The sequence below is a fragment of the Mycobacterium riyadhense genome (assembly GCF_963853645.1).
In the GTDB taxonomy this organism is placed as follows: domain Bacteria; phylum Actinomycetota; class Actinomycetes; order Mycobacteriales; family Mycobacteriaceae; genus Mycobacterium; species Mycobacterium riyadhense.
Genome location: NZ_OY970456.1, coordinates 5,706,567 through 5,731,648 on the forward strand (window position 1 = coordinate 5,706,567; position 25,082 = coordinate 5,731,648).

The window sequence follows — 25,082 nt, forward strand, 5'->3', positions numbered from 1 at the left end:
CTTAAGGGGTCGGAGACGAGCCGCGTCAGCGCGCCGTCTTTAGCCGGCCGCGTTGAGCGTCCTGATTACGTTCGAAGACGAGCCGCAGACCATGCAACGTCAGATGCTGGTCGTAGTGCTCGACGGTATGCAACTCGGGAAGCAAAAGTGGCGCAGTGTGCCCCGTGGCCACAACCGCGACGTCGTCGTCGCCACTGAATCCACGCACATCTTCGCGGACGCGGCTGACGAGGCCGTCGACCAGCCCGGCGAAGCCGAACACCGCACCGGCCTGCATGCATTCGACAGTATTCTTGCCGACAACCGAACGGGGGCGGGCCAATTCGACGCGGCGCAGGGCGGCAGAGCGGGCCGCCGCCGCATCGGAAGACACCTGCACGCCCGGCGCAATGGCCCCACCGAGAAATTCACCCTTGGCTGACACCGTATCCACGCAGATCGACGATCCGAAATCGACGACGATCGCCGCCTTGCCGAACTTGTGGTACGCGGCAAGACAGTTCACGATCCGGTCGGCGCCCACCTCTTTCGGGTTGTCGACCAGCAGTGGGATACCGGTACGCACGCCCGGCTCGATCAGCAGGTGTGGGACCGACGGCCAGTACTGATCGAGCATGATCCGAACCTCGTGCAGCACCGACGGGACGGTGGACAAGCCGGCGGCGCCGGTGAGCCGCTCGGCATCTTCGCCGATGAGACCGTCGATAGTGAGCGCCAGCTCGTCCGCGGTGACTTCGGATTCAGTGCGTATCCGCCACTGCTGCACGACCTTTGCGTGCTCTTTGGCTCCGGAAATCAGGCCGACTACCGTGTGGGTGTTGCGGACGTCGATCGCCAGCAGCACGGCTACCGCACACCGATCCGTGGGTCCAGTAGCTCATCAACGCCATCAGGCACATAGGCCGGGTCGTGGCCGAGGTCGATCTGCTTATTCTGAGCGTCGACGAACACGATCCGCGGCTTATAAGCGCGGGCCTCGGCGTCCTCCATGGTTCCGTACGCGATCAGGATCACCAGATCACCCGGGTGGACGAGATGCGCGGCGGCGCCATTGATTCCAATCACGCCACTGCCGCGTTCCCCGGTGATCGCATAGGTGACGAGCCGGGCGCCGTTGTCGATATCGACAATCGTCACCTGCTCTCCTTCAAGCAGGTCCGCGGCGTCCATCAGGTCCGCGTCAATGGTTACCGACCCAACGTAATGCAGGTCGGCCTGCGTGACGGTGGCACGGTGGATCTTCGATTTCAGCATCGTCCGTAACATCAGTTCCTCCAATGTGATTGGGCGAATTCCGCCTCAGGTTCGTCCGGCCCGACGGTGCCGGCGAAAGTTCCGATCTGGATTTCAATGTTGTCCAGGAGCCTGGTGGTGCCCAGCCTGGCGGCAACCAGCAGCCGGCCGGATTTGTCGAGCCGTACCGGACCAAGCTCGGCATCACGCAGCTCCAGGTAGTCGACGGAGAGATCAGGCACCGCGTCGAGCACGGCGCGGGCCGCGTCCAGCGCGGCCTGGGCACCGGCCGTTGCGGCATGAGCACCGGCGGACAGCGCCGCTGAGAGCGCCACGGCCGCTTCACGCTGGATCGGGTCGAGGTAGCGATTGCGCGACGACATCGCCAAGCCATCGGCTTCCCGCACGGTGGGCACCCCGACCACCCGGACGTCGACGTTCAAGTCCGCGACCATCTGCCGGATCAGCACCAACTGCTGGTAGTCCTTCTCGCCGAAGAACGCCGCGTCCGGTCGCACGATCGCAAACAGCTTGAGCACGACGGTCAACACGCCGGCGAAATGCGTTGGCCGAGCGGCGCCTTCGAGTTCGGTAGCCAGCGGACCGGGCTGCACGGTAGTGCGCAGGCCATGGGGATACATCGCCGCTGCGGTGGGCGCGAAGACGACCTCAACACCTTCGGCGCGCAATTGCGCCAGGTCGTCGTCCAAGGTTCGGGGATAGGCGTCACGATCTTCCCCGGCACCGAATTGCAGTGGGTTGACGAAGATCGACACCACGACCACCGCACCCGGCACCCGCTTGGCCGCGCGCACCAGGGCAAGGTGGCCCTCGTGCAGCGCTCCCATCGTGGGCACCAACATCACCCGTCGGCCGGTGTGTCGCAGCGCGCGGGTCACATCGGTGACGTCACTGGGAGCCGAGTACACGTTCAGCGCGCCGGGATTGAAGGTGGGCTTAGTCATGGCGCCAACACCTCGACGACGTCGTCGGGAGCGTGGGCACGTTGCGCGGTACGCAGCGCGTTCACCCGATATGCCTGGGCCAACTGTGGATCCGCCTGGGCCAGTGCGGCCAAGTGGCCGGCAACCGCGGCCGCATCACCGCGGGCCACCGGCCCGGTGAGCGCGGCCTGCCCACGCTGCAGCGTGTTCTCCAGCGCCGCACGTGCCAACGGTCCGACGATGCGTTCGGCGATCCCGCCAGGCTGGTTGTCGACGAGTTGTTGGCCAAGCAGTTCGGTACCGCGCAAGGCGACGCGCAACGCCTCGACGGCGTCGGCCACAACGGTCACCAGGTGGTTGCTCGCGTGGGCCAGGGCAGCGTGATAGAGGACGCGTGCATCCTCGTGCACTCTGAATGGCTCGCCGCCCATCTCCAGCACCAGTGACTGCCCAATCGCATATCCGACATCGTCGGCGGCGGTAATCCCGAAGCAGGTGTCCGGCAACCGGCTGATGTCCTCGTCGGAGCCGGTGAAGGTCATTGCCGGGTGGATGGCCAGCGGCGTGCAGCCCTGCTCGGTCAACGGCGCGAGAATTCCGGTCCCGTTGGCGCCGGACGTGTGCGCCACGATCGTGCCGCGACGCACCGCCGAGGTGGCCGCCAAGCCGGACACCAGACCCGCAAGTTCGCTGTCAGGAACCGCCAACAGCAGCAGCTCGGCGCCGGCGGCGACATCGGGCGGCGGTAGTACCGGGGTATCCGGCAGCCTGCGCTGCACCCGCTGCAGGGACGCGTGGGAGATGGCGCTGCACGCCACCACAACGTGGTCGGCGCGCTCCAGCGCAACGCCTAACGCGGTGCCTACCCGGCCGCCAGAGATGATCCCCACCTTGAGCCTGGCCGGGCGCAAACCGTCGAACTGCACCACAGCAGACGACCTCACATGCTTCTTGGTTCGTTCCAGTCCCATCGATCGGGTACCGGACGGTCCCTATGACTGTAGTCGATTTGTTAGGCGGTACCCAGTGTCATCCGTCACGGCGACGACGTCGACCGCCTCCGCTCGGCTCGATCTGAAGTCGCGCCATCAGGTCGGCGACCGAATGACCACCAGTTCTTGGTGCGCGTTCATCCGAGACATCTGGGCCAGCTTGGCCCTCCGTCACCGCCTCGGCGCTGCGGTGCCGGGGCGCAGGCTCGGGAGGTGGCGCCGGGGCCAGACGGGGTGGCGCTGGGGCAGTTGCCGGACCAGTTGCGGCTGGAGGAGTGCCAACCAGGCCGGCCACGCCATAGTCGCGGTACTCCGCCGAATGGCGAGACCGGGACCGGCGTCCGCCATATTCCGCCGCGACATCGGCCTGGGCCGGCGGGCTCTCCTCGTGGTCCTCCGGGTTCGAGTGCCGGGCACGCCGCCGTCGGCCCTCGTTGGGTGGGGCGGGCGGGGCGACGGCGTCGGCGGACGACCAGCTGCTGCCGGGTGTTCCAGGGGGCAGCCACTGACCGTCAGCGGGGACCGGCTGCCACTGCGAGGGCGCGGGCTCCCGAAACGGTGGTTGCGGCGGTGCTGGCGGCGGGGGCCGATGGCGCGGCTGATACAGCGGATCGGGTTGCAGTGGCGGGGCCTCATATTGCATGTGTACCCGCTCCCCCGAGGGTGTCGGGTGCCGCGGCGGCAACAATGGTTCCTCCGGCACATCGATGATCGCGCTGTCGTCGGTGCGGCTGCTGGCTTCTTCCCGCCGAACTGCCCTGAGCCGATCGCTGGACACCCAGTCGACGGGTGGGCTTTCGGTGTTTTGCGTCTCCAGCGCCGGGCGGTGCTGCAGGTCCGCGTCGAACAAGATCTCCAGGCTGGTCCGCAGCGCGGACAGTTCCGCCCGCAGCGCGGCCACCTCGTCCGCGGCGGCGCCGCGCAGCTCGGAGGCCAACTCGCGGCGCAGCTGGGACTCCACAGTTAGCTCGTACTCGCGTCGGGCGGAAATTTCGCGATCCAACTGAAGGTCGTAGACAAGCTTCAGATCACGCGCCCGGGCCTGGTCGCCCTCGGCTTGCCGGCGGTACAGCACCGACACGAATGCGCCGGCGACTGCGGCCCACAGCGCCAGGATCACAGCGAGCTTGAGCAGTTCCACGCGATTGGTGAAAACCAACGCGGAACTGGCCCCGATTGCGAAGACCAGCAACGTCGTCAAGAGCACCCACCCCGGCCTGCGGCCGCCGCGCCGGACCCGGGCGCCGCGGGACAGAACGGTCATGGCCTGACTGTACCGGGCGAGGTCACTCCGCGTGTCGCGCAAGTCCGGCGATTCTCGCGCCGAGTTTCCACCAGCCCAAGCCGGCTAGGTTTCCGCGCCCTCACCGCGCTCAGTCGGATCTTGGGGAGATTTGCAGCAATGTTGCAGCCACAGCGCGGCAACCACCAAAGCCAGCGCGCTGACGGCAGCCACCACTGCTCCGGTGTTGTCCTCGGCGACCGCCCGCTGCCACGACAGCCGCGGTAGGAAGTACACCAGCACCCCGATCCACCAACCCAGCACCAGCGCACCCACCCACGCCGACGCCTTGGCGACCACCAGGCTGCGCGCCACCGCGAGCGGGTGTAACCAACCGGGCCCGTCCCCGATCTCGCCGTCGTTGATCTTTGCCCGCACGTAACGCCCCCACAGCGCCTCGGCAACGGCCACTGCGAGCAGCGACAGGCCCGTCCACACCGTGATTGGCGGAAACCACCGGTACAACACCCCGACCAGCAGGTAACCCACCACCGCAGCACAGATCACCGCGGCCGTGAGGTCACGTTTTCTGGTCGGTCCCATCAGCTTTCCAGCACCAAAGGCGACATCCGCACACTCTCCCGCTCTGCCGGCTCCAGTTCGGCCAGCAGCTCGGCAACCGGCCGGACTTGGCCGGCGACCGTCAGCCGCGCCCCGGGATCGACCTCCAACCACGGGATCATCACGAACGCCCGCAAATGGGCGCGCGGATGCGGCAGTGTCAGGTTGGGGTCGTTCGCCAGGATTTCGACCGGCCCGTCCGGCCCTGTCCGGTAGCAGGCGATCAGGTCCACGTCGAGAGTGCGCGGGCCCCAACGTTCGCCGCGCACCCGACCCGCTGCCCGCTCTGCCTCCTGAGCTCGACGCAACCAGTCCTGGGCGTCGCAAGCCGGGTCGTCGACGATGAGAATCGCATTGAGGAACGGTCCCTGCTCGACGTCGCCCCAAGGATCCGCCTCGTACACGCCAGAGGCCGCAACAACGTCGCCCATCGCATCGACTGCCGACTGCAGCCGGGCCAAGCGGTCACCCAGGTTGGAGCCGATGGACAGCACCGCGCGGCTCATCACACCTCACTCGCGGGGATGATCGAACCTCGACCGCCGCGCCGCGACCGTCGGGTCACCACCGCCACATCTGCGAATATCTGCTGGATGGGAGCCTGTGGCTTGTGCACCACCACCTCGACGGCATGGACACGCTCATCGCCCATCACGTGGTCGGCGATCTCGGCCCCGACCGTTTCGATCAGCCGCCGCGGGGGTCCCCCGACGATCTCGGCCGCACGCGCGGCCAGCTCAACATAGTCATAGGTGTCGGCCAGCTCATCGCTCTTGGCCGCATCGGCCAGGTCGATCCACAACGTGATATCGACGACAAAGCGCTGCCCGCTGACCCGCTCGTGGTCGTAGACGCCGTGATAGCCATGAACAGTCAAGCCGCGCAATTCGATGCGGTCAGCCATCGGGTCCGGTCCTTTCGCCGCGCTGCCAGGCTTCGACGACCTTGAGGGCATCGACCGAGGCTCTCACGTCGTGTACACGCACACCCCATGCCCCATGCAGGGCCGCCAGCGCGGAAATCACCGCCGTCGCCGTCTCGCGGCCGTCAGGCGGTCGCGCCTTGCCGTCCGGTCTGGCTAACAGGGCACCGAGGAAGCGTTTGCGCGAGGCGCCCAGTAGCACCGGGACACCGGTGCCAACAAACTCCGGCAAGGCGTGCAGCAGCGCCCAATTGTGTTGTCCCGTCTTGGCGAATCCAAGCCCCGGATCGATCACCAGCTTTGCCGGATCGACACCCGCGGACACCGCGTCGTCGACGCATGCGAGCAGATCGGCGCGCACTTCGGCCACCACGTCCTGGTAGTGCGGAACCTGATGCGGGATGTCCGCCGACACCCGCCGCCAGTGCATCAATACCCACTGCACACCGGCTTCCGCCACCAGTGGCGCCATCGCCGGATCGGCGCGTCCACCGGACACATCGTTGACGATCTGGGCACCGTTTTCCAGCGCCGCGCGTGCGACATCGGCGTGCATTGTGTCAATGCTGACGGTAATGCCCTGTGCCGCAAGTTCTTTGACGACGGGTACCACGCGCGACGTCTCGACTCCCGGGTCTACCCGAGTGGCACCGGGCCGAGTCGACTCCCCGCCGACGTCGATAACCCCCGCGCCCTGTGCGGCCAATGCCCGACCATGCTGCACCGCGCCTTCAGCGTCGAGATACCGTCCGCCGTCCGAAAATGAGTCGTCAGTGACGTTCAGTACGCCCACAACCTGCACGCGCCGGATTCACTTACGCAGAATCAGATCGAGCGCTTCGGCTCGAGAAGCGGCATCGGTCTTGAACTGGCCCCGCACCGCCGACGTAGTCGTGATCGCACCGGGCTTACGCACGCCGCGCATCGCCATGCACAAATGCTCGGCCTCAACGACCACGATGACCCCGCGCGGCTCAAGCCGTTCCACCAGGGCGTCGGCGATCTGGCTGGTGAGCCGTTCCTGCACCTGCGGTCGCTTGGCATACAAGTCAACCAGCCGCGCGATCTTCGACAACCCGGTCACCCGGCCGTCCACATTGGGGATGTAGCCGACATGCGCCACGCCGTGGAACGACACCAGGTGGTGCTCGCAGGTGGAGTACAGCGGTATCGCCTTGACGATCACCAACTCGTTGTGGTCCTCGTCAAACATCGTGCTCAGCACCGTGCTGGGGTCGATGTAGAGCCCAGCGAATATCTCTCGGTAGGCGCGAGCGACGCGGGCCGGAGTCTCGCGTAAACCGTCTCGGTCCGGGTCTTCGCCGATCGCAAGCAGCAATTCGCGGATGGCGGCTTCGGCACGCGGCTGGTTGAACACCCGCACCTGATCGGCTGCGTCCCGGGAATCTAACTGCGTCATCGAAGCCTCCGTTCGTCAACCGTGCGCCGGCGGATTCGACCGACTGACGCCCTTGTCCGACGGCTCGGACGGCTCGTCGGCATCCGGCTCGGTTTGATCAGGACGATAAGCGGGATAGGGCGCGGGCCGAGGGCGATTGGACGACTGCGGTGGCCATCCAGGCGCACGCCACCCGGCCGGGGCGCCGTAATCAGGCTGGGTGGGCGCATGGCTGGCACTGTGCGAACCGTTGGCGCCGCGTCCAGCAAGGCCCGCTTCGGCTTCGGCCGCCTCAGCCGCCTGGGTTGCCTGTGCGATGGCCGCCTTGAACGCCGGCTCGGGGATCGGCTGCGGCCACGGTTCGCCCCGCTCGATCGCCAGCTCGCCGGGCGTCTTGATGGGCGGCTTGTCCGACGGGATCCGGCCACCGAAGTCGTCGAACATGGTGAGCCGAGGCCGCTTTTCGACGTTGGCGAAGATGCTTTCCAGTTCGGGTCGGTGCAGGGTTTCTTTTTCCAGCAGCTCGCCGGCCAGGGTGTCGAGCACGTCGCGGTATTCGGTGAGAATCTCCCACGCCTCGGTGTGTGCCGCCTCGATGAGCTTGCGGACCTCTTCGTCGATTTCGCGGGCGACCTCGTGCGAATAGTCCGGTTGCGTGCCCATGGTGCGGCCGAGGAACGGATCACCGTGTTCGGTGCCGTATTTGACCGCGCCGAGCCGGGCGCTCATACCGAACTCGGTGACCATCGCCCGGGCGACCTTGGTGGCTTGCTCGATGTCGGACACCGCGCCCGTCGTTGGCTCACGGAAGACCAATTCCTCGGCGGCGCGCCCGCCCATCGCGAACACCAGCTGCGCGATCATCTCCGAGCGGGTTCTTAGGCCCTTGTCTTCTTCCGGCACGGCGACCGCGTGGCCGCCCGTGCGTCCTCTGGCGAGGATCGTCACCTTGTAGACCGGGTCGATATCTGGCATCGCCCAGGCCGCCAGCGTGTGCCCACCCTCGTGATAGGCGGTGATCTTCTTCTCGTGCTCGCTGATGATCCGGCCCTTGCGTCGGGGCCCGCCGATCACCCGGTCGACCGCCTCTTCCAGGGCGGGACCGGTAATAACCGTGCCGTTCTCCCGGGCGGTCAGCAGCGCCGCCTCGTTGATGACGTTGGCCAGGTCGGCGCCGGTCATGCCGACGGTCCGCTTGGCTAGCCCGTCCAGGTCGGCGTCGTCGGCGATCGGCTTGCCCTTGGAGTGCACGCGGAGGACGGCGCGGCGCCCGGCCAGGTCGGGGTTGGACACCGGGATCTGGCGGTCGAAACGGCCGGGCCGCAGCAACGCGGGGTCGAGGATGTCGGGCCGGTTGGTGGCCGCGATCAGTATGACGCCGGCGCGATCACCGAAGCCGTCCATCTCCACCAGCAACTGGTTCAGCGTCTGCTCGCGCTCGTCGTGGCCACCGCCCAGCCCGGCGCCTCTTTGTCGGCCCACGGCGTCGATCTCGTCGACGAAGATGATGCACGGGCTGTTCTGCTTGGCCTGCTCGAAAAGGTCCCGCACTCGCGAGGCACCGACGCCGACGAACATCTCGACGAAATCCGATCCGGAGATGGTGAAGAACGGAACGCCCGCCTCTCCCGCTACCGCGCGGGCCAGCAGGGTCTTGCCGGTCCCCGGTGGCCCGTAGAGCAGCACGCCTTTGGGGATCTTGGCGCCCAGCGCCTGGTACCTGCTGGGGTTCTGCAGGAAGTCCTTGATCTCGTAGAGCTCCTCGACCGCCTCGTCGACGCCCGCGACGTCGGCGAACGTGGTCTTGGGCATGTCCTTGGAGAGCTGCTTGGCGCGCGATTTGCCGAAGCCGAAGCCCATTCGGGCGCCGCCCTGCATGCGGGAGAACATCACGAACAGGCCGACCAGCAACAGCAGCGGCAGCACGTAGACGAGCAGCTCGCCCAGGATGCTGCCTTCGTTGACGACGGTGCTGACCTTTGCGTTCTTGGCGTTGAGAGCGTTGAACAGGTCGACGGCATACCCGGTGGGGTACTTGGTGATGACCTTGTCGGAATTGTCGGTGTCGTTGTTGCCCTTCTTCAGGGTCAGCCGCAGCTGCTGTTCGCGGTCATCGATCTGCGCGCTCTTGACGTTGTCGCTGTTGATCTGAGCCATCGCCACCGAGGTGTCGACGGGCTTGTAGCCGCGGGTGTCGTCACTGAAGTAGAAGAATGACCAGCCGAGTAACACCACGACGGCAATCGCCGTTATGGTGCGGATCAAGTTTTTCCGGTTCATCAATCATCGGCCGTGCCGGCCAGGTCCTTCCCTATATACGCAGCTGGAAAACCAAGGCTACCGCCCGTGGCGATCGCCAGCCCGGGAAGTGGCGATCGCAAGCTCCGGCGGAGCCGGAGCGCAGCGGGTCGCCACCGTCTCGCCGAGCCCTGCCGAGCCGGAGCGCAGCGGGTCGTCACCGTCTCGCTAGACCAACGACCGACCGTTCCTAATAGATCCGGAACATGGCAAACAACACAAGACGCCGCCCCGACTAGCGCCGTAGTGGCCGAGGTGCTGCGCAATCGTCAACACCAGCATTGCGCCGGCACCACGTCGGACACATGGTGCTGGCGGTACGGCCTTACCGGCGTAGCTGCTCGTAGTAACGGGCCTCGACCACATTGCCGTCCGGATCAGCGAAGTAGTAGCCCTGCGGTGCCCACCCCTGCGCCCCGAAGGAATGGTTCAGCCGGGCGCTGGTGTCCACGCCCGCTTGCTGCAAACGTTGATCGAGTTCGTCGTATTCGGATTTCGACATTGCCAGGCAGACATGATTTACCCGATGGCCGGCGCTGCCTGCGACTTTCGTCATCGACTCGGTAGGGCCAGCGCCTTCGGCCGGCATCAAGTCGATGATGGATTCCTCGCTCACCCGCACGCTCGGGAACGGCGCTTCTCCGGCCTGGAACTCTTCGAATCGCACCGGCGTCAACCCGACGACCCTCGTATAGAAGTCCATCGCCGTCCGCGGATCCGTTGTCCAGAGCACGATGTGGTCAAGCCGCATGGATCAATATCATGCTCGCTAAGCCCTTCTCAGCCCAGTGCCGTTGTGATTTGGTGAGACCATGGGCTTGGCTACCGAGCGACTAGTAGACACCAATGGTTTGCAGCTGCACGTGATCGAGGCCGGGGACCGCGGCGCACCGGTAGTGATATTGGCCCACGGCTTTCCCGAACTGGCCTATTCATGGCGACACCAGATTCCGGCCCTAGCCGAAGCCGGCTACCACGTGCTGGCTCCCGATCAGCGCGGCTACGGCGGGTCGTCTTGTCCGGAGGCGATCGAGGCCTACAACATTCACGAGTTGACCGCCGACATGGTGGGCTTGCTCGACCACGTCGGCGCCGAGCGCGCGGTCTGGATTGGCCACGACTGGGGCGCCATCGTGGTCTGGAATGCACCACTGTTGCACCCGGACCGGGTTGCCGGGGTCGCCGCGTTGAGCGTGCCGGTGGTGCCGCGCCCACGGACGCCGCCAACGCAGGCACTCCGGGACAGGTTCGGGGAGAACTTCTTCTACATCCTCTACTTCCAGGAACCGGGTGTCGCCGACGCCGAACTCAGCCGGGATCCGGCCCGCACGATGCGTCGGATGATCGGCGGCCTGCAGCTACCCGGGGACCGGAGCGCGGCACTGCGGATGCTCGCGCCGGGCCCGGAAGGCTTCATCGATCGGCTTCCGGAACCGGCCGGGCTCCCGGACTGGATCAGCCAGGACGAGCTTGATCATTACATCAGCGAGTTCACTCGAACGGGCTTCACCGGCGGTCTGAACTGGTATCGCAATTTCGACCGCAACTGGGAGACCACGGCCGAACTCAACGGCGCCACTATCTCTGTGCCGTGTTTGTTCATCGGCGGGACAGCCGACCCCGTACTCACCTTCACCCGCCGCGATCGGGCCGCCGAAGTGATCACCGGCCCGTATCGCGAAGTGATGATCGACGGAGCCGGGCACTGGCTGCAGCAGGAACGGCCCGACGAGGTGAATGCGGCGCTTATCGAATTCCTTCGCACGGTGGAGTGGTGATGAGCGCACCCATGCGTTTCGGCGTCTTTATTACTCCTTTTCATCCGACGGGCCAATCGCCAACGGTGGCACTGGAATACGACATGGAGCGGGTTGTCGCGCTCGATCGGCTGGGATACGACGAAGCGTGGTTTGGCGAACACCACTCCGGCGGCTACGAATTGATCGCGTGCCCGGAAGTGTTCATCGCGGCTGCGGCGGAGCGGACCAAGCACATCCGGCTGGGTACCGGCGTCGTTTCGCTGCCCTACCACCATCCGCTGATGGTGGCCGATCGCTGGGTGCTGCTGGATCATCTGACCCGCGGGCGGGTCATGTTCGGCGCCGGGCCGGGCGCGCTGCCGTCGGATGCCTACATGATGGGCATCGATCCGATCGATCAGCGGCGGATGATGCAGGAGTCCCTCGAGGCGATCCTCGCGCTGTTCCGCGCCGCGCCAGAAGAACGTATCGACCGTCACTCCGATTGGTTCATCTTGCGGGACGCGCAGTTGCATATCCGCCCATACACCTGGCCGTATCCCGAGATATCAACGGCCGCAATGATTTCACCGTCTGGTCCGCGACTGGCCGGTGCACTGGGTACATCGCTGCTGTCGCTTTCGATGTCAGTTCCGGGCGGCTACGCGGCGCTGGAGAACACCTGGGAAGTGGTGCGCGAGCAGGCCGCCAAAGTGGGCCGGGACGAGCCAGACCGCGCCGATTGGCGCGTGCTTTCGATCATGCACTTGGCGGACACTCGCGACCAAGCGTTCGACGATTGCACCTACGGTTTGCTCGATTTCTCGAAATACTTTGGCGCGGCTGGGTTTGTCCCGCTGGCCAACAGCGTGCAAGGCACACAGTCGCCCAGAGAATTTGTCGAGGAGTATGCGGCCAAAGGGAATTGCTGCATCGGCACACCCGACGACGCGATCGCACACATTGAAGATCTGCTCGACCGCTCCGGCGGCTTCGGGACGCTGTTGCTGCTCGGGCATGACTGGGCGTCACCGCAAGCGACTTTCCATTCCTACGATCTGTTCGCCCGCAAGGTGATTCCGCATTTCAAGAGACAACTCGAAGCGCCGCGGGCATCTCACGACTGGGCCAGGGGCAAGCGCGATGAACTGATCGGCCGCGCCGGTCAAGCCGTCGTCAAGGCCATCACAGAGCATGTGTCCGAGCACGAGAGGGAGAGCGGCTGATGCGTGCTTCGGTGCTGCGCGACCGGCGCATGGTCTACCGGGACGACGTGCCCGATCCCGTTCCCGGACCGGGCCAGGTGTTGGTCGCGGTGCGGTCGTGTGGAATATGTGGCTCGGACCTGCATTTCGCCGCGCACGGCGCAGAGGTGCTGGCGCTGACCGCTCAGATGACACGCGGTGGCGGCGGCATGGACGTCGACCTCGACCGCGACATCTTCATGGGTCACGAATTCAGCGCCGAAGTCCTGGAGGCCGGCCCTGACACCGAAACCTATCCCGCTGGGACGCTGGTCACGTCGCTGCCAGTGCTGTTGTCCGACAAGGGGGTCGAGCCTATCGTCTACAGCAACACCACGATCGGTGGCTATGCCGAACGGATGCTGCTGTCGGCCCCGCTCCTGATTCCCGTCCCCAATGGCCTTGACCTCAAACATGCCGCGCTGACCGAACCAATGGCAGTGGGGTTACACGCAGTGAACAAGTCCAACATCTCGCCCCGCGAGACCGCTCTCGTGATCGGTTGCGGTCCAATTGGCACCGCGATAATCGCCGCGCTCCGCAGGAGTGGTGTTGAAACCATTGTGGCAGCTGACTTTTCGCCAAAGCGGCGCGAATTGGCCACCGCGATGGGCGCACATCAGGTCCTCGACCCCGCGCAGGGGTCGCCGTTCGACACCGTCAAGCCCGCGGTGGTTTTCGAGGCGGTCGGGGTGCCCGGGATTATCGACGACGTGTTGTCGCGGGCACGGCCGGGCACGCGGCTCGTCGTCGCCGGAGTGTGCATGCAACCCGACACCATGCATCCGTTCTTGGCGATCGCCAAAGAGATCAACGTGCAATTCGTACTCGCCTACACCCCGGAGGAGTTCGCCGACTCGCTGCGCGCAATCTCCGAAGGCGAGACCGACGTCAGCCCGCTGATCACCGGGGAGGTCGGTCTCGACGGAGTGGGTGCTGCATTTGACGACCTGGCCGACCCGGAGAGGCACTGCAAGATTCTGGTCACGCCTTAGGTTCTTGTCGGCTTGTCGGACCCCCTCATTAATATCGAAAGCGTGTTCGAAGACCTGCAGGGGTTGGGCTCTGCGGCGCTGGTCGGGGTGGTTGAGTCCACGCACCGGCAGGAGTCGATGCTGGTGGCGCGACGGATGGCGGCGGTCGCGGCGTTGCTGCGGAATCGGCGCGCCGCCGCCGAGCGGGCCGAGCAGCGAGATGGGTATGCCGGCATCGATGGGTTCGACCAAACCAAGGCCGAGGTCGCTGCGGCGATGAATGTGTCGCCGCTGGCGGCAAGCTATCTGGTGTTATACGCCGAAACACTGGATGTGCGCCTGCCCCACCTCGCGGCATTGTTGGCGGCGGGGCACACCGATTGGCGCACCGTGCGCTTGATTATCGGGCGCACCGAACTGGTCGATGAACAACTGATCGCCCAGTTGGATGAGTCGCTGGCCGCACGGATCGGCACCTGGCAGGGCTGGTCGCGCCAGCGGATCATCAACGCCGTCGATGCCGCGGTGCGCGCGGTGGATCCCGATGCGGCCCGGGAGCGCCAAGCCACCGCCGAGGCGGATCGCCATATCGGTGTCAACGCGTTGGGCAATGGGATGGCCGAGGTGTATGGCACGGTGCCGGCGGCTGCGGCCACGGCCTTTGACCGGCGGCTGTCCCAGCTGGCCGGCCAGGTGTGTGCCGGTGATCCGCGCACCATGGATCAGCGGCGCGCGGATGCGGTGGGCGCGCTGGCCGAGGGCCGCACGCTGGGGTGTGGGTGTGCACGGCCGGAATGTCCCGCCAGATGCGCCGACGATCGCGATGGTGGTGGGGTGCGGGTGGTGATCAATGTGGTGGCCGGCGAGCAGACGGTGTATGGCACCGGCACGGCGCCGGGCTATCTGGAGGGCTATGGGGTCATTGATGCCGAGCAGGTGCGTGATTTGGTCGCTACCGCGGCCCTGCATGTCATCGATCCTTACACCAGCCCGGTGGCGGCGTTGCGGTATCAGCCTTCTGCGGCCTTGGAGCGAGCGGTGCGGTGTCGGGATTTGACGTGTCGGTTTCCCGGGTGTGGCCGCCCGGCGATGGTGTGCGACCTCGACCATACGATTCCGTTTAACCACGCCGACCCGGCCGCTGGTGGGCTGACCGTGCTGGAAAATCTGAAATGTCTTTGTAGACAACATCATCGGCTGAAAACGTTCGGTGGGTGGCGTGACACCCAGTGCGCCGATGGCGCGGTGATCTGGACCTCGCCTAGCGGGCGGAGGTATCGGACGTCGCCGGCCGGTGTGGACCTGTTCGGGCTGGGTCGAAGACCGCCATGCGCGCCGCCGAAACCCAATCGGCGCGGTCGCTCGCAGCAGCGCGCCAGCCGAATCGCCCGGGCACGCAAGCATAACCGCGAGCAGCGGCCCATCAACGAATACCGGCGCTGGCTCGAACAGGCTCGAAAGCAGGAGATCGCCGACCGCAGGTTCCGCAATCACATGCGCGACATGCTGTTCCTGTTCAAGGGCACACCGAGCACCAGCCCGTTCTGTACCTGGGTCAACGATCCCCGCGAGTCAGAAGAACTCCCACCGGACTGGACACCCGACAAGCCAATGCCGGAACCCCTACCCGGCGATCCGCCCTTCTGACCGTGACGCGCGGTCAGGCCCAGCTGGACCCAACCGCGCTGTCGGTTTGTGCCATGTTGCTGCCGGCTGTCTGCACCTTCTGGCCATGGGCGTTGGCCTGCTCGTAGATCACCTGGAAGTTGCGACCCAGTTGGGTGATGAACTCCTGGCAGGCCACCGAACCGGCGCCGCCCCAAAAGTCGCCAGCCGCAAGCACATCGCGAACGATGGCCTGGTGCTCGGCTTCCAGTGACGCGGCCTGCGCGCGGATGGTGGCGCCGTGGGCGTCAACATCGCCGAATTGATAGTTGATGGTCATTTCAGGTGTTCTCCTGTCTGAAATATGGGTGATCTGTTCAGCTGCTGAGGATCTGCTGCGAGGCCTGCTCTTGCTGCTCGTAGTTGTTGGCATCGCGGATCAGGCCGTCGCGAACACCGTGCAGCATGTTCACGATGTTGCGGAACGCCGTGTTCATCTGCCCCATGGTGTCCAGCGAGGTCGCCTCGGCAAGACCGCTCCAGCCAGCGCCGGAGATGTTCTGCGAGGACGCCCACATCCGGCGGGCCTCGTCCTCGACGGTTTGGGCGTGCATCTCGAAGCGGCCCGCCATGTCCCGCATCGCGTGCGGGTCGGTCATAAAGCGTGTAGTCATCTGAATGCTCCTTAGAATCGTCGAATCTGATGGCTGATCGTCATCCGCCGGCTGGCGGTTGCGGCATGATGGTGGGCTTGAAACCGTATCGGGGTGCGGCAAAGTGGGCGGCTAGGCCGCGCCCGACTCCGGAGCCCGGCACCACCGGCACCCCGCCGAACGCACTTGCGGCGGGTTCAGCGGCCGCGCCGGACGCGAGGCCGTTGAGGGCAACGTTGATGGGCGTTGCAGCCGGGACTGAACCGGCCCAGGACGCCGGCGCCGAGAAAGCCCCGACCTTGGCCGCGTTGCCGGCAGCTGCCGCAATCCCACCAAGACCACCCGCATTCGGAAGGACGGATGGAAGGGCCGGCAGCGCCTTGGCGGCTTCACCGGCGGCTTTGGCCCCCTCACTGGCGAACTTCGGCAGGTCGTGGGCGAGGCCCACGTAGTCCTTGAACTGGGTAACCATGAGCCGGGCGGGAGAAACCCATCTGCCAAATGTGTCCAAGGCCGTAGTGGCATCCAAAGTTGCGTCCCCGGTCACAGCCGTCGTCAAGTCGCCTAACATTCCGCCCACGATCACCCCGGTTCCATCGGCGGTGTAAGTGTGCCCGGTGATCCCGAGCACTTTCAGAGGGTCGGCGAGTAGTGCGGACGGGTTTGCGAGATCCCCCAGCACAGTGGGCAGAATCGAGGTCAGCTGCTGGAGTCCAGCGTCCGCAGCAGTGGAGTTGCCGATCGCTTGGGCAACCGAGGCCGCTTGGGCGGCCAGCCCGCCGGGGTTGACCGTGGCCGCCGCCGGGCTAAACGGCGTCAACGTCGACGCCTGCGCCGATGCACCGGCATAGCCATACATCGCTGCGGCATCCTGGGCCCACATCTCGGCGTATTGCGCCTCGGTGGCCGCGATTGCCGCGGTGTTCTGACCGAGGAAATTCGTCGCTAGCAACGCCATCAAAAGAGCCCGGTTGGCCGCGACCTCCGCCGGTGGCACCGTCGCGAGAAAAGCCGCTTCATAAGCGCTCGCCGCAGCCACAGCTTGGCTGCCGGCCAGTTCAGCCAGCGCGGCGGTGTCCACCAACCACGCCACTTGGGGCGCCGCGGCGGCCGCCATCGCCGCCGCGGATGGACCCTGCCATGGCCCGTCAGTCAGGCCAGTGACCAGGGCGTCGTAGGAAGACGCCACGGTTTGTAGCTCTGCGGACAACACCTCCCAGGCCGTCGCGGCGGTCAGCATCGGGCCCGAGCCGGGTCCGGCATACATCAGCGCAGAGTTGATCTCCGGCGGCAAAGCCGCAAAATCCAGCATCAGCCTTGCTCCTACCCAATTGTGCTGACGTTGGCGGCCTCGGTGACCGCATACGAACCCGCGCTGATGCCCAGCGTCGTCGCCAACTGCTCCTGGACGGCCGCCGCCTGAGCGCTGATCTGCTGATACAGCTTTGCGTGTGCGGCAAACTGCATCGCGGTCAGCAGCGACACCAAATCAGACGCGGCGGGAACCACACTGGTCGTGGGCAATGCCGCCGCGGCATTTCCGGCGCGCACCGCAACGTTGATGGACTGCAGCTCGCCGGCAGTCGCGGCCAACATATCTGGCTCTGCGAGCATTATCGACATAAGAATTCCTCCCTCAATCTCTGCTTGAACAAACAACTTCCAGTAGCGGCGACATCAATGTCGCCCGTCCCCTGAAGCAGACCAGACGACAGGCTAGGACAGCCAGGTAGGAACAACACAGGTTCCACACAGCCTGTTCACTGCCGAGTAAATAACAATTCATTTGCTGCAGGTGATTACCTGCATTTTTGAATTTTGGTATGAAACATATCGGAATCAAATATGATTTGAGTTCGATATGAATTTTGAGATGGCGCGCCAACAAGCGTTAAAATACGCAATTCCCGCAGCAGACACCGTTCGCGTTGGACTTCCAGACAAGTAAGCAAGATTTCGAAAAGTATTGTGTAACAACGAATCTTGGTAAGTTACGAACCAATTACCTTGAGCCGTAACCGATTCCGTAGGTCTGATTAACGACCACGGCGACCAGAGCGGCCAGGGTAAGCGCACTGCACTACCGCCGGGCGGAATCCTGCAAGGTGGCGAATTTGGTGAAATCGACCTGTGGCGGACCTGAATTGGGCAGCCGCTAGCCGACGTTAGGCCTTTGCTGGCCTACGTTTACGAGTCTCGACGACTCATGATCGCGTTTAAACATCAGGTGAACGAATTATGTCGCCACAGCATAACAGCCGTCCGCTCGTGCAAAGCACCGGAAGCGCTAGGGTGCCAGTCATGCCGATCGCACAACGCGCCCGGGGATTTGTCCGCAAGTCGATTGCATTGACCGCCGCCCTGTTCGCCGCGGCCTCGCTGGCGGCGTGCGATTCGCACAACGCGGCTCAATCCGGCGCAAATCCACGTCAGGTGACCGTGTTCGGTTCGGGCCAGGTACAGGGTGCTCCGGACACCCTAACCGCCGACGTCGCCATTGAGTTCACCGCGGGCGACGTCACCAGCGCGATGAACCAGACCAATGACCGCCAGCAAGCGGTCATCAACGCACTGGTAGACGCGGGACAGGAGCGCAAGGACATCCGCACCACCGAGGTCACCCTGCAGCCGCAGTACAGCACTCCCGAGCCCGGTGGCACCGCCATCATCACCAGCTATCGCGCCGAAAACGCCATCGCGGTCAAGATCCACCCGACAGATGCCGCATCGCGGCTGCTCGAACTCATCGTCAACCGCGGCGGTGACGCAACCCGGATCAGATCGGTCAGGTACTCGATCGCCGACGACTCGAAGCTGGTGAAGGACGCGCAGACCCGTGCCTTCGAGGACGCCAAGACCCGCGCCCAGCAGTACGCGCAACTGTCGGGACTCAACCTTGGCAAGGTGCTCTCCATCTCGGAGGAAACCGGCCACGCGCCGTTAGAGGGCGGGCCGGCAGCGCCGTCCCCGCGCGCTTCCACCGTGCCACTGGAACCCGGCCAGCAGATGGTGAGCTTTTCGGTGACGGTGATCTGGGAGCTGACGTAAGCCGAAGTTACGGTGTCCCGCGAAGTTGATTTGCGTTGTGAGCTGGGCCGATGGTTGACGACCTCGACACTGAAACCACGGCGACGACACGCCGAGAAGGCCCGCCCAGGTTTCAATTTCGATGCCGGAAAGGATGGCTGCGGCCCCACGGTGACCAGTGCTCCCCGGGAGTCACCCGCTGAACGGACAAAAACCTAGGACGCTGCTGATTTAGTGGCCCGGGTTTCGGCGTGCCTGACCGGGTTTGGCGCGGGTGTGCCATGAGGATCGGTGGGTGGCGTTGGGATGTGAGAATCGGCAGGGCCGGTTCGATGACGCGATGCTTCTGGTGGGTGATCAGTTGCCCGAGGGCAGCATCTATCGGCTGTTGGCCGAGCACGGCGGCGCGCTGTTCGGCGATGACTATTTCGCCGACTTGTTCAAGGCCTCGACGCGGGGCCGCCCGACTGTGCCGGCGCGCGTGGTGGCCACGGTGATGCTGTTGCAGGCCTACGAGGGCTTGTCGGATCGGGAAGCGTGTGACCGGCTGGCTTTCGACTTGCGTTGGAAGGCCGCTGCCGGGTTGACAGTGGGGGCGGAGGCTTTTCACCCCACGGTGCTCGTTGGGATGCGCAACCGGCTGCGGAAGTCCGATCGGCCGCGGCGGTTGTTCGATGACGTCAATACCACCGCCCAAGCGGCCGGGTTGTTACGGGGACGGCGGCGGGTGTTGGATTCCACCCCGTTGTTTGATGCGGTGGCCACTCAGGACACGGTGATCCAGTTGCGGGCCGCGATCCGCAAAGTACTGTCCGTGGCTGACCGGGCCGATCCTGCGTTGGCGGGTGCGGTGCGGCAGGTGCTGACCCGCGACGATGACTACGCCAGCCTGGGTAAGCCGCCGTGCGACTGGGACGACCCGAAAGCCCGAGAGTCGCTGGTGGATGCGCTGGCCCGCGATGCCCAGGCGGCGTTGGAGGTGCTGGATGGCCGCGAGTTGGACGGGCCGCTCGCCGAAGCCGCCCAGCTGCTGGGGTTGGTGGCCGGCCAAGACGTCGAGGCCGGCGAGGATGGGGTGTTTCGTATCGCCCGGCGGGTGGCCCGGGATCGGCTGATCTCCACCGTCGATGTCGAGGCCCGCCACGGGCACAAGTCACGGGCCCGTACCTTCGACGGTTACAAAAGTCACCTCAGTGTGGATCCGGATGAGGAGCTGATCACCAATGTGGCCATCACCGCGGCCAACACCGCCGATCGCGAGGTCATCGACGAGCTGCTGAACGAACCCGTCGCGGGCGCACCTGCCGATGCCGAATCGGACGATGACGATGACGACGGTAGCGACTCACAGAATGGTTCGGGGTCCAAAGGGTTTGAGGTGTATGGGGATTCGGCCTACGCCGGCGGGGCTACGCTGGATGAGCAGACCCAGCGGGGTCATGACATGCGCGCCAAAGTGCCTCCGGTGCGCAACGCCAACGGCTATTCCAAAGACCAGTTCAGGATTGATCTGGCCGGCCGCACCGTCACCTGCCCGGCTGATCACACCGTGAGCATCCGCGCTGGTGTGCGTCACCCCGTGGCGCGCTTCGGTGTGCTGTGTCAGTCGTGTCCGTTGCGGGCGGAGTGCACGAAGTCCCGTCGGGGGCGCGTGATCAGCATTCACCCGCGGGAAGCCGCGCTGCAGCACGCCAAAGCGCGCCAACGAGATCCGGCCTGGCAGCAGGACTACCGGACCTATCGGCCGGTGGTGGAACGCAAGATCAGCCACTTCACCCACCGCCCCTGGGGTGGCCGAAGAGCCCGCTGCCGCGGACACAAACGCATCCTGACCGACATCCTGGCCCGAGCCGGCGCCATCAACCTCGCCCGACTGGCCGCCCTGGGCCTACACCACGGAGCCGCGGGCTGGGCGATTGCCTGACCCCACCACCGACCGACCATCCAAGGGGTCAATTTTCAGATGCCGTCACGGGTCAGAATTCGGACGCCGTCGACGCCAACCCACCAGGGGCCATTACATCAGCGGCGTCCTAGGCCAAACCCGAAAAATTGCTACCTAAACAGCCGTAACTTCCGCCTCAGCGCGCTACGGCCGCTACTGATAGACCCGGGGGTCCAGCGTCCCGATATACGGCAGGTCGCGGTACCGCTCGTCGTAGTCCAGGCCGTAACCCACCACGAAGTCGTTCGGAATGTCGAAGCCCACGTAGGCGATGTCGACGTTGGCGCCCAACGCATCGGGCTTGCGCAGCAGCGTGCACACCCGCAACGAACGCGGACGCCGGGTGCTCAGGTTCCGCGACAGCCAGGAAAGCGTCAGTCCGGAGTCAACGACGTCCTCGACGATCAGCACATCGCGGCCGTTGATGTCGCGGTCGAGGTCCTTAAGGATGCGCACCACCCCCGACGACGAGGTCGAGGATCCGTATGAGCTCACCGCCATGAATTCGAACTGGGTCGGCAATGGAATTGCGCGCGCCAGGTCGGTTACGAACAGCACGGCACCCTTCAGCACCGTGATCAACAGCAGGTCCTGGCCGGTGGTAGCGGGTAAGTCCCGGTAGTCGGTGCCGATTTGGTCACCGAGCTCGGCGATGCGGGCCTGGATCTGCTCCTTGGTGAGCAACACCGACTTGATATCCCCCGGGTACAGCTCCTCCGTCACGCCCACAGCGTAGCCATGTGGTCGGCCGAAAAACCAACGCAGGCGTCAAATCGACTTGGAGACGGGCTCACTCCACAAGGTCAGTACGCCGTCGCGCCGCCCGGCAATCAACCGCTGCCCACGCAAGGTGGAGCCGACCGCCACGCCGCCCTGGCCGCGCCACGCGGTGACCAGCGCGTCCACGCGGCGGATCTGCTTATCGGTCAGCCCGGTCGCGCCGCCTGCCAGGAGCCAGCCACGAATTACCCTGCGCCGCACCGGATCCGGCAGCGCGGTCAACGCCTCGATGCTCAAACCCGACCCCGCCAGCGCCTCGGATAACGCCTCAGCGGCCATCGTGTCGATCAGTTCGGTGTCCTCGCGCAACGCCGTCGCGGTGCGGGCCAGCGCTTCGGCGACGCCTCCACCCAGCACATCTTCCAGCAGTGGCAGCACTTCGGTGCGCAACCGCGTTCGGGTGAAGCGGCGGTCGGTGTTGTGCGGATCCTGCCACGCGCTCAGGCCCAGCTCCCGGCATGCCGCATGCGTCACGCTGCGTCGCACCCCAAGCAATGGCCGGCACCACGGCGGATCGTACGGGCGCATGCCGGCGATCGACCGAGCCCCCGAACCGCGGCCAAGCCCGAGCAACACCGTCTCGGCCTGATCGTCCAGGGTGTGGGCCAACAGCACCGGGCCGTCACGGCGGGCGCCCAGCGCGGCGTAGCGAGCGGTGCGCGCCGCCGCCTCCGGGCTGCCGGACCCGGTTGAGGTATCCACCTGAACGCAAAGAACTTGTGCGTCAACGCATCCCAGCGACAGAGCCTGCGCCCGCGCGGTTTCGGCGACAGCGTCCGAACCGGGCTGCAGGCCATGGTCCACGATCAGAGCGGTGGTGGGCAACAGCTGCGCCGCGACCGCGGTAAGGGCCAACGAGTCGGGGCCACCGGAGAGCCCCACGCACCATCGGTCGGCTGTGTCCAGATGCGCCTTCAAAAACTTCTCGCCGGCCGCGCGCAGCTGCCCTACAGCACCCGGTCGATCCATCGCTGCGGGTTCTCGATCTCGGCGGGCAGGGGCAACGTCGTCGGGCCCGACCAGATCGTGTTGAACCGCTTCATCCCGACCCGGTCCACCACGTGGTCGACGAACGCCTTGCCGCGGGTGTACTGACTGAGCTTGGCGTCGAAGCCCAACAGTGCGCGCAGCAGCCGCTGCAGCGGTGGTTGCTTGCGCTGGCGACGTTCGTCGAAGCGGCGGCGGATCGTGGCCACCGAAGGCACCACCACCGGGCCAACCGCATCCATCACGTGTTCGGCGTGGCCCTCGAGCAGCGTGCCCAGCACCAAGAGCCGATCCAGGGCTTCGCGTTGCGGTTCCGACTGCACGGCTCGCACCAGGCCCAGAATCCCCGACGGGGCAAAGTCGTCGCCATCGCCGGAGCCGCGGGTACGGACGAAGTCCGCGAGCCGGCTCACTACTTGCCCCAGGTCGTCGGCGGGTTCGCGGGTCAACAGCGCCAGTGAATCCGCCATGTAGCCCGCTAGCCACGGGTTGGCGGTGAACTGTACCCGGTGGGTGACCTCATGCAGGCACACCCACAGCCGGAAGTCGGACGGGTCGACCTTCAGTTGCCGCTCGACGGCAATGACGTTGGGATACACCAACAACAAGCAGCCCTCTTCGGCCACACCGAACGGGTCGTATTGCCCGAGGATGCCTGAGGCCACGAACGCCAGCACCGCACCCGTCTGCGCACCGGTGATCCGTCCGGTGAGAAACCCCCGCGGCTTTTCGCTGCCGTTCGTCATCGCCCGCATCGATTCCGCGGCCGCCCGGATCCACTCCGGCCGGTCCACGACGCGGGCGGGCGGCACCACATCGTCGGCCACCAGACCGGTGATGTCGCGCACCGGCGGTTCAGCTTTCGCCGCCGCGGTCAGCAACTCGTCGATCACCTGGCGGCGCGTGTATTCCGTGGACGGCGGACCCGGCCGGGCCAGCTTTGCCCCGACGGTCGCCGCAAATCGCCAATCGACGGTGTTGCCAAGGGTGAGATCCGTTGCTGCGGTCACGTCGCGCACCCGCAGAACCAGAGCTTGGTGGCCAGCGCGTCCATTGCGTTGCGGCCGTTCGGCCCAGCCTCGTTGGAGATGAACGCGAAGGTGAGCACCCGTCCGCTGCTGTCGGTGAGCACTCCGACCAACGAGTTGATGGCGGTCAATGATCCGGTTTTGGCCCGCAGCCAACCTGCGGGCCCCTGCTCGGTGGACCGGTCCAGGAAGCGCTCGCCCAGCGTGCCGCTACCGCCGGCGATGGGAAGCAGGTCCAGTAAGGGTCGCAACGTCGGCTGATCGGGTCCAGCGGCGGCCTGCATCACGCCGTCCAGGGTGCGGGCGGTCAGACGGTTGTCCACCGACAAACCGCTGGAATCGACCAGCGCGGCACCGGCGGTGTCGACGTGCACGGTGTTCAGCCGGTTGGTCACCGCGTCGACCGCGCCGGTAAAGCTCTGCGGCCGGTTGATCGCGGCGGCCACCTCGCGCCCGATGCACTCGGCCATCACATTGTCAGAGGCGTTCATCATTTGAGACAGCCGCTGGATCAACGGCGCCGACTGCACCACGGCCAGTTGCCGAGCACCCGTCGGAGCGGAACCGATCGTCACCGCCGCGGGGTCGAGTCCAAGGGCCTTGGCCAGCTCGCGTCCGGCGTCCAGCGCCGGGGTGCGCGACCTTCGGGAGTTGACCGTGGTCGGCTGGATACGCCCGGCATCGATCATCGCCGCCTCGATCGGGGCCACGTCCCCGTTGTCGACGTCGGCAGGGTCCCAGCCCGGTGCCATCGTCGGACCACTGAACGCCGAAATGTCCACCTGCACCACCGTCGGCGTCACGCCGCTGCGACGAATCTGTTCGACGAGGTCGCTGATGCGCGCCGCACCCCGATACCAGGTGTCCTGGCCGGGTGGTGCGGCGGACAGCGTCGGATCCCCGGCCCCCACCAGCACGACAGCTCCCTGAGCGGCTTGGCTGGTGGCCACCACACGCGTGCTGATCCGGGCCTGACGGTCCAAGGTCAGCAACGCCGCCGCTGCCGTCAAAATCTTGTTCGTCGACGCCGGTATCAACGGCAAGTCATCTAGCTGACGCCAGAGTTCGTTTCCGGTCAGGGCATCGGTGATCCGGCCCCCTAACTTGCCCAAATTGGGATCGGCCGCGGCTGCAGCCAGTGCCGCCGCCACGCCGGCGGCACTCGGTGTAACGGCCGTGTCGGCAACCGGGGTCACTCCGGGCTTGACCGTGGGCGGCCGCGGCGGCGGAACGGGCGACCGGGCGCCACCGGATCCGTGACCTCCGGTGGTGAAGAACGCCGCGGCCGCGACCAGCACGGCGACAAACGCCAGCACAGCCACCCCGATCAATACCTGGGTGGACTTACGCCAACGTTTGGGACCCATGATTCTCCTGCCTTTCTGTGCCCCATTCTGCCGAACCAGCCATGACGCGGTGCGACGGTACCGGCTCGGCTAGGGTGTCCCCCGATGCAGTTGACCCAACCG

At 65.7% G+C, this 25,082-nt stretch carries 25 protein-coding genes and 1 pseudogene; 6 read left to right on the plus strand and 20 right to left on the minus strand.

The annotated features are described in order from the left end of the window. Positions 1-25: 25 nt before the first annotated feature. From AADZ78_RS25110 to AADZ78_RS25165, 12 genes are all read right to left on the minus strand, one after another. The gene (locus tag AADZ78_RS25110) at positions 26-844 is read right to left on the minus strand and encodes a type III pantothenate kinase (RefSeq protein ID WP_085251857.1); all 819 of its coding nucleotides are present in this window, start codon (positions 842-844) and stop codon (positions 26-28) included. Positions 845-846: 2 nt separating this feature from the next. Then, positions 847-1,266, minus strand: coding sequence for an aspartate 1-decarboxylase (gene panD, locus AADZ78_RS25115; protein ID WP_085251858.1), 420 nt, complete (start codon positions 1,264-1,266; stop codon positions 847-849). After that, positions 1,266-2,198, minus strand: a complete 933-nt coding sequence (gene panC, locus AADZ78_RS25120) for a pantoate--beta-alanine ligase (protein WP_085251859.1) — start codon at positions 2,196-2,198, stop codon at positions 1,266-1,268. The genes panD and panC overlap by 1 nt, the downstream gene beginning before the upstream one ends. Beyond that, complete coding sequence (locus AADZ78_RS25125; RefSeq protein WP_085251880.1) at positions 2,195-3,106, minus strand: Rossmann-like and DUF2520 domain-containing protein; 912 nt, start codon at positions 3,104-3,106, stop codon at positions 2,195-2,197. Before AADZ78_RS25125 ends, panC begins: the two co-directional genes overlap by 4 nt. A gap of 100 nt (positions 3,107-3,206) precedes the next feature. Beyond that, a complete protein-coding gene (locus AADZ78_RS25130; RefSeq protein ID WP_085251860.1) occupies positions 3,207-4,433 on the minus strand; it encodes a DUF6779 domain-containing protein in 1,227 nt (408 codons plus the stop codon). Between the two features lie 84 nt (positions 4,434-4,517). Beyond that, a complete protein-coding gene (locus tag AADZ78_RS25135; RefSeq protein ID WP_085251861.1) occupies positions 4,518-4,994 on the minus strand; it encodes a DUF3180 domain-containing protein in 477 nt (158 codons plus the stop codon). After that, entirely contained in the window at positions 4,994-5,518 is a 525-nt protein-coding gene (gene folK / locus AADZ78_RS25140) for a 2-amino-4-hydroxy-6-hydroxymethyldihydropteridine diphosphokinase (RefSeq protein ID WP_085251862.1), read from the minus strand. The genes AADZ78_RS25135 and folK overlap by 1 nt, the downstream gene beginning before the upstream one ends. After that, on the minus strand, positions 5,518-5,916 hold the full coding sequence (gene folB / locus AADZ78_RS25145; protein WP_085251863.1) for a dihydroneopterin aldolase: 399 nt from the start codon (positions 5,914-5,916) through the stop codon (positions 5,518-5,520). The genes folK and folB overlap by 1 nt, the downstream gene beginning before the upstream one ends. Further along, complete coding sequence (gene folP, locus AADZ78_RS25150) at positions 5,909-6,736, minus strand: dihydropteroate synthase (RefSeq protein WP_085251864.1); 828 nt, start codon at positions 6,734-6,736, stop codon at positions 5,909-5,911. The genes folB and folP overlap by 8 nt, the downstream gene beginning before the upstream one ends. Positions 6,737-6,745: 9 nt before the next feature. After that, a complete protein-coding gene (gene folE, locus AADZ78_RS25155; protein ID WP_085251865.1) occupies positions 6,746-7,354 on the minus strand; it encodes a GTP cyclohydrolase I FolE in 609 nt (202 codons plus the stop codon). Positions 7,355-7,369: 15 nt separating this feature from the next. Next, positions 7,370-9,613 (minus strand): ATP-dependent zinc metalloprotease FtsH, encoded by a 2,244-nt coding sequence (ftsH, locus tag AADZ78_RS25160; protein ID WP_085251866.1) that lies wholly within the window; start codon positions 9,611-9,613, stop codon positions 7,370-7,372. Between the two features lie 343 nt (positions 9,614-9,956). Beyond that, a complete protein-coding gene (locus AADZ78_RS25165; protein ID WP_085251868.1) occupies positions 9,957-10,382 on the minus strand; it encodes a VOC family protein in 426 nt (141 codons plus the stop codon). 61 nt (positions 10,383-10,443) lie between these two features. Between AADZ78_RS25165 and AADZ78_RS25170 the strand changes: the two genes are divergently transcribed. From AADZ78_RS25170 to AADZ78_RS25185, 4 genes are read left to right on the plus strand one after another with little or no spacing between them, the layout of a single operon-like run. Next, complete coding sequence (locus AADZ78_RS25170) at positions 10,444-11,409, plus strand: alpha/beta fold hydrolase (RefSeq protein WP_085251869.1); 966 nt, start codon at positions 10,444-10,446, stop codon at positions 11,407-11,409. Then, positions 11,409-12,596, plus strand: coding sequence for an LLM class flavin-dependent oxidoreductase (locus tag AADZ78_RS25175; protein WP_085251870.1), 1,188 nt, complete (start codon positions 11,409-11,411; stop codon positions 12,594-12,596). Before AADZ78_RS25170 ends, AADZ78_RS25175 begins: the two co-directional genes overlap by 1 nt. Continuing rightward, the gene (locus tag AADZ78_RS25180) at positions 12,596-13,609 is read left to right on the plus strand and encodes a zinc-binding dehydrogenase (protein ID WP_085251871.1); all 1,014 of its coding nucleotides are present in this window, start codon (positions 12,596-12,598) and stop codon (positions 13,607-13,609) included. The genes AADZ78_RS25175 and AADZ78_RS25180 overlap by 1 nt, the downstream gene beginning before the upstream one ends. Before the next feature lie 42 nt (positions 13,610-13,651). Then, positions 13,652-15,235 (plus strand): HNH endonuclease signature motif containing protein, encoded by a 1,584-nt coding sequence (locus tag AADZ78_RS25185; protein WP_085251872.1) that lies wholly within the window; start codon positions 13,652-13,654, stop codon positions 15,233-15,235. Between the two features lie 13 nt (positions 15,236-15,248). Here AADZ78_RS25185 and AADZ78_RS25190 read toward each other — a convergent pair whose 3' ends face one another. The 4 genes from AADZ78_RS25190 to AADZ78_RS25205 are packed head-to-tail and all read right to left on the minus strand — an operon-like array spanning position 15,249 to position 17,469. Further along, positions 15,249-15,533 carry a WXG100 family type VII secretion target gene (locus tag AADZ78_RS25190; protein ID WP_085251873.1) on the minus strand — a complete coding sequence of 95 codons (285 nt, stop codon included), beginning with the start codon at positions 15,531-15,533 and terminating at the stop codon, positions 15,249-15,251. 37 nt (positions 15,534-15,570) lie between these two features. Next, the gene (locus AADZ78_RS25195) at positions 15,571-15,867 is read right to left on the minus strand and encodes a WXG100 family type VII secretion target (RefSeq protein WP_085251874.1); all 297 of its coding nucleotides are present in this window, start codon (positions 15,865-15,867) and stop codon (positions 15,571-15,573) included. 40 nt (positions 15,868-15,907) lie between these two features. Further along, the gene (locus AADZ78_RS25200) at positions 15,908-17,158 is read right to left on the minus strand and encodes a PPE family protein (RefSeq protein WP_085251875.1); all 1,251 of its coding nucleotides are present in this window, start codon (positions 17,156-17,158) and stop codon (positions 15,908-15,910) included. Between the two features lie 11 nt (positions 17,159-17,169). Continuing rightward, complete coding sequence (locus AADZ78_RS25205) at positions 17,170-17,469, minus strand: PE family protein (protein WP_085251876.1); 300 nt, start codon at positions 17,467-17,469, stop codon at positions 17,170-17,172. A 678-nt stretch (positions 17,470-18,147) separates the two neighbouring features. On the opposite strand from AADZ78_RS25205, the gene AADZ78_RS25210 reads away from it, so the two are divergent. Continuing rightward, positions 18,148-18,894, plus strand: coding sequence for an SIMPL domain-containing protein (locus AADZ78_RS25210; protein ID WP_085251877.1), 747 nt, complete (start codon positions 18,148-18,150; stop codon positions 18,892-18,894). A 274-nt stretch (positions 18,895-19,168) separates the two neighbouring features. Further along, a complete protein-coding gene (locus AADZ78_RS25215) occupies positions 19,169-20,797 on the plus strand; it encodes a transposase (protein ID WP_085250103.1) in 1,629 nt (542 codons plus the stop codon). A gap of 174 nt (positions 20,798-20,971) precedes the next feature. On the opposite strand, the pseudogene hpt reads toward AADZ78_RS25215, so the two are convergent. The 4 genes and pseudogenes from hpt to dacB all read right to left on the minus strand — a co-directional run bounded on the left by hpt (position 20,972) and on the right by dacB (position 24,980). Then, positions 20,972-21,590 (minus strand): annotated as a pseudogene (gene hpt / locus AADZ78_RS25220) (hypoxanthine phosphoribosyltransferase). After that, positions 21,587-22,567, minus strand: coding sequence for a tRNA lysidine(34) synthetase TilS (gene tilS, locus AADZ78_RS25225; protein WP_085250821.1), 981 nt, complete (start codon positions 22,565-22,567; stop codon positions 21,587-21,589). The pseudogene hpt and the gene tilS overlap by 4 nt, the downstream one beginning before the upstream one ends. After that, positions 22,546-23,595: a zinc-dependent metalloprotease gene (locus AADZ78_RS25230; RefSeq protein WP_085250825.1), complete on the minus strand. Its 1,050-nt coding sequence runs from the start codon at positions 23,593-23,595 to the stop codon at positions 22,546-22,548. Before AADZ78_RS25230 ends, tilS begins: the two co-directional genes overlap by 22 nt. Next, positions 23,592-24,980 carry a D-alanyl-D-alanine carboxypeptidase/D-alanyl-D-alanine endopeptidase gene (dacB, locus tag AADZ78_RS25235; protein ID WP_085250820.1) on the minus strand — a complete coding sequence of 463 codons (1,389 nt, stop codon included), beginning with the start codon at positions 24,978-24,980 and terminating at the stop codon, positions 23,592-23,594. Before dacB ends, AADZ78_RS25230 begins: the two co-directional genes overlap by 4 nt. Positions 24,981-25,082: the final 102 nt, after the last annotated feature.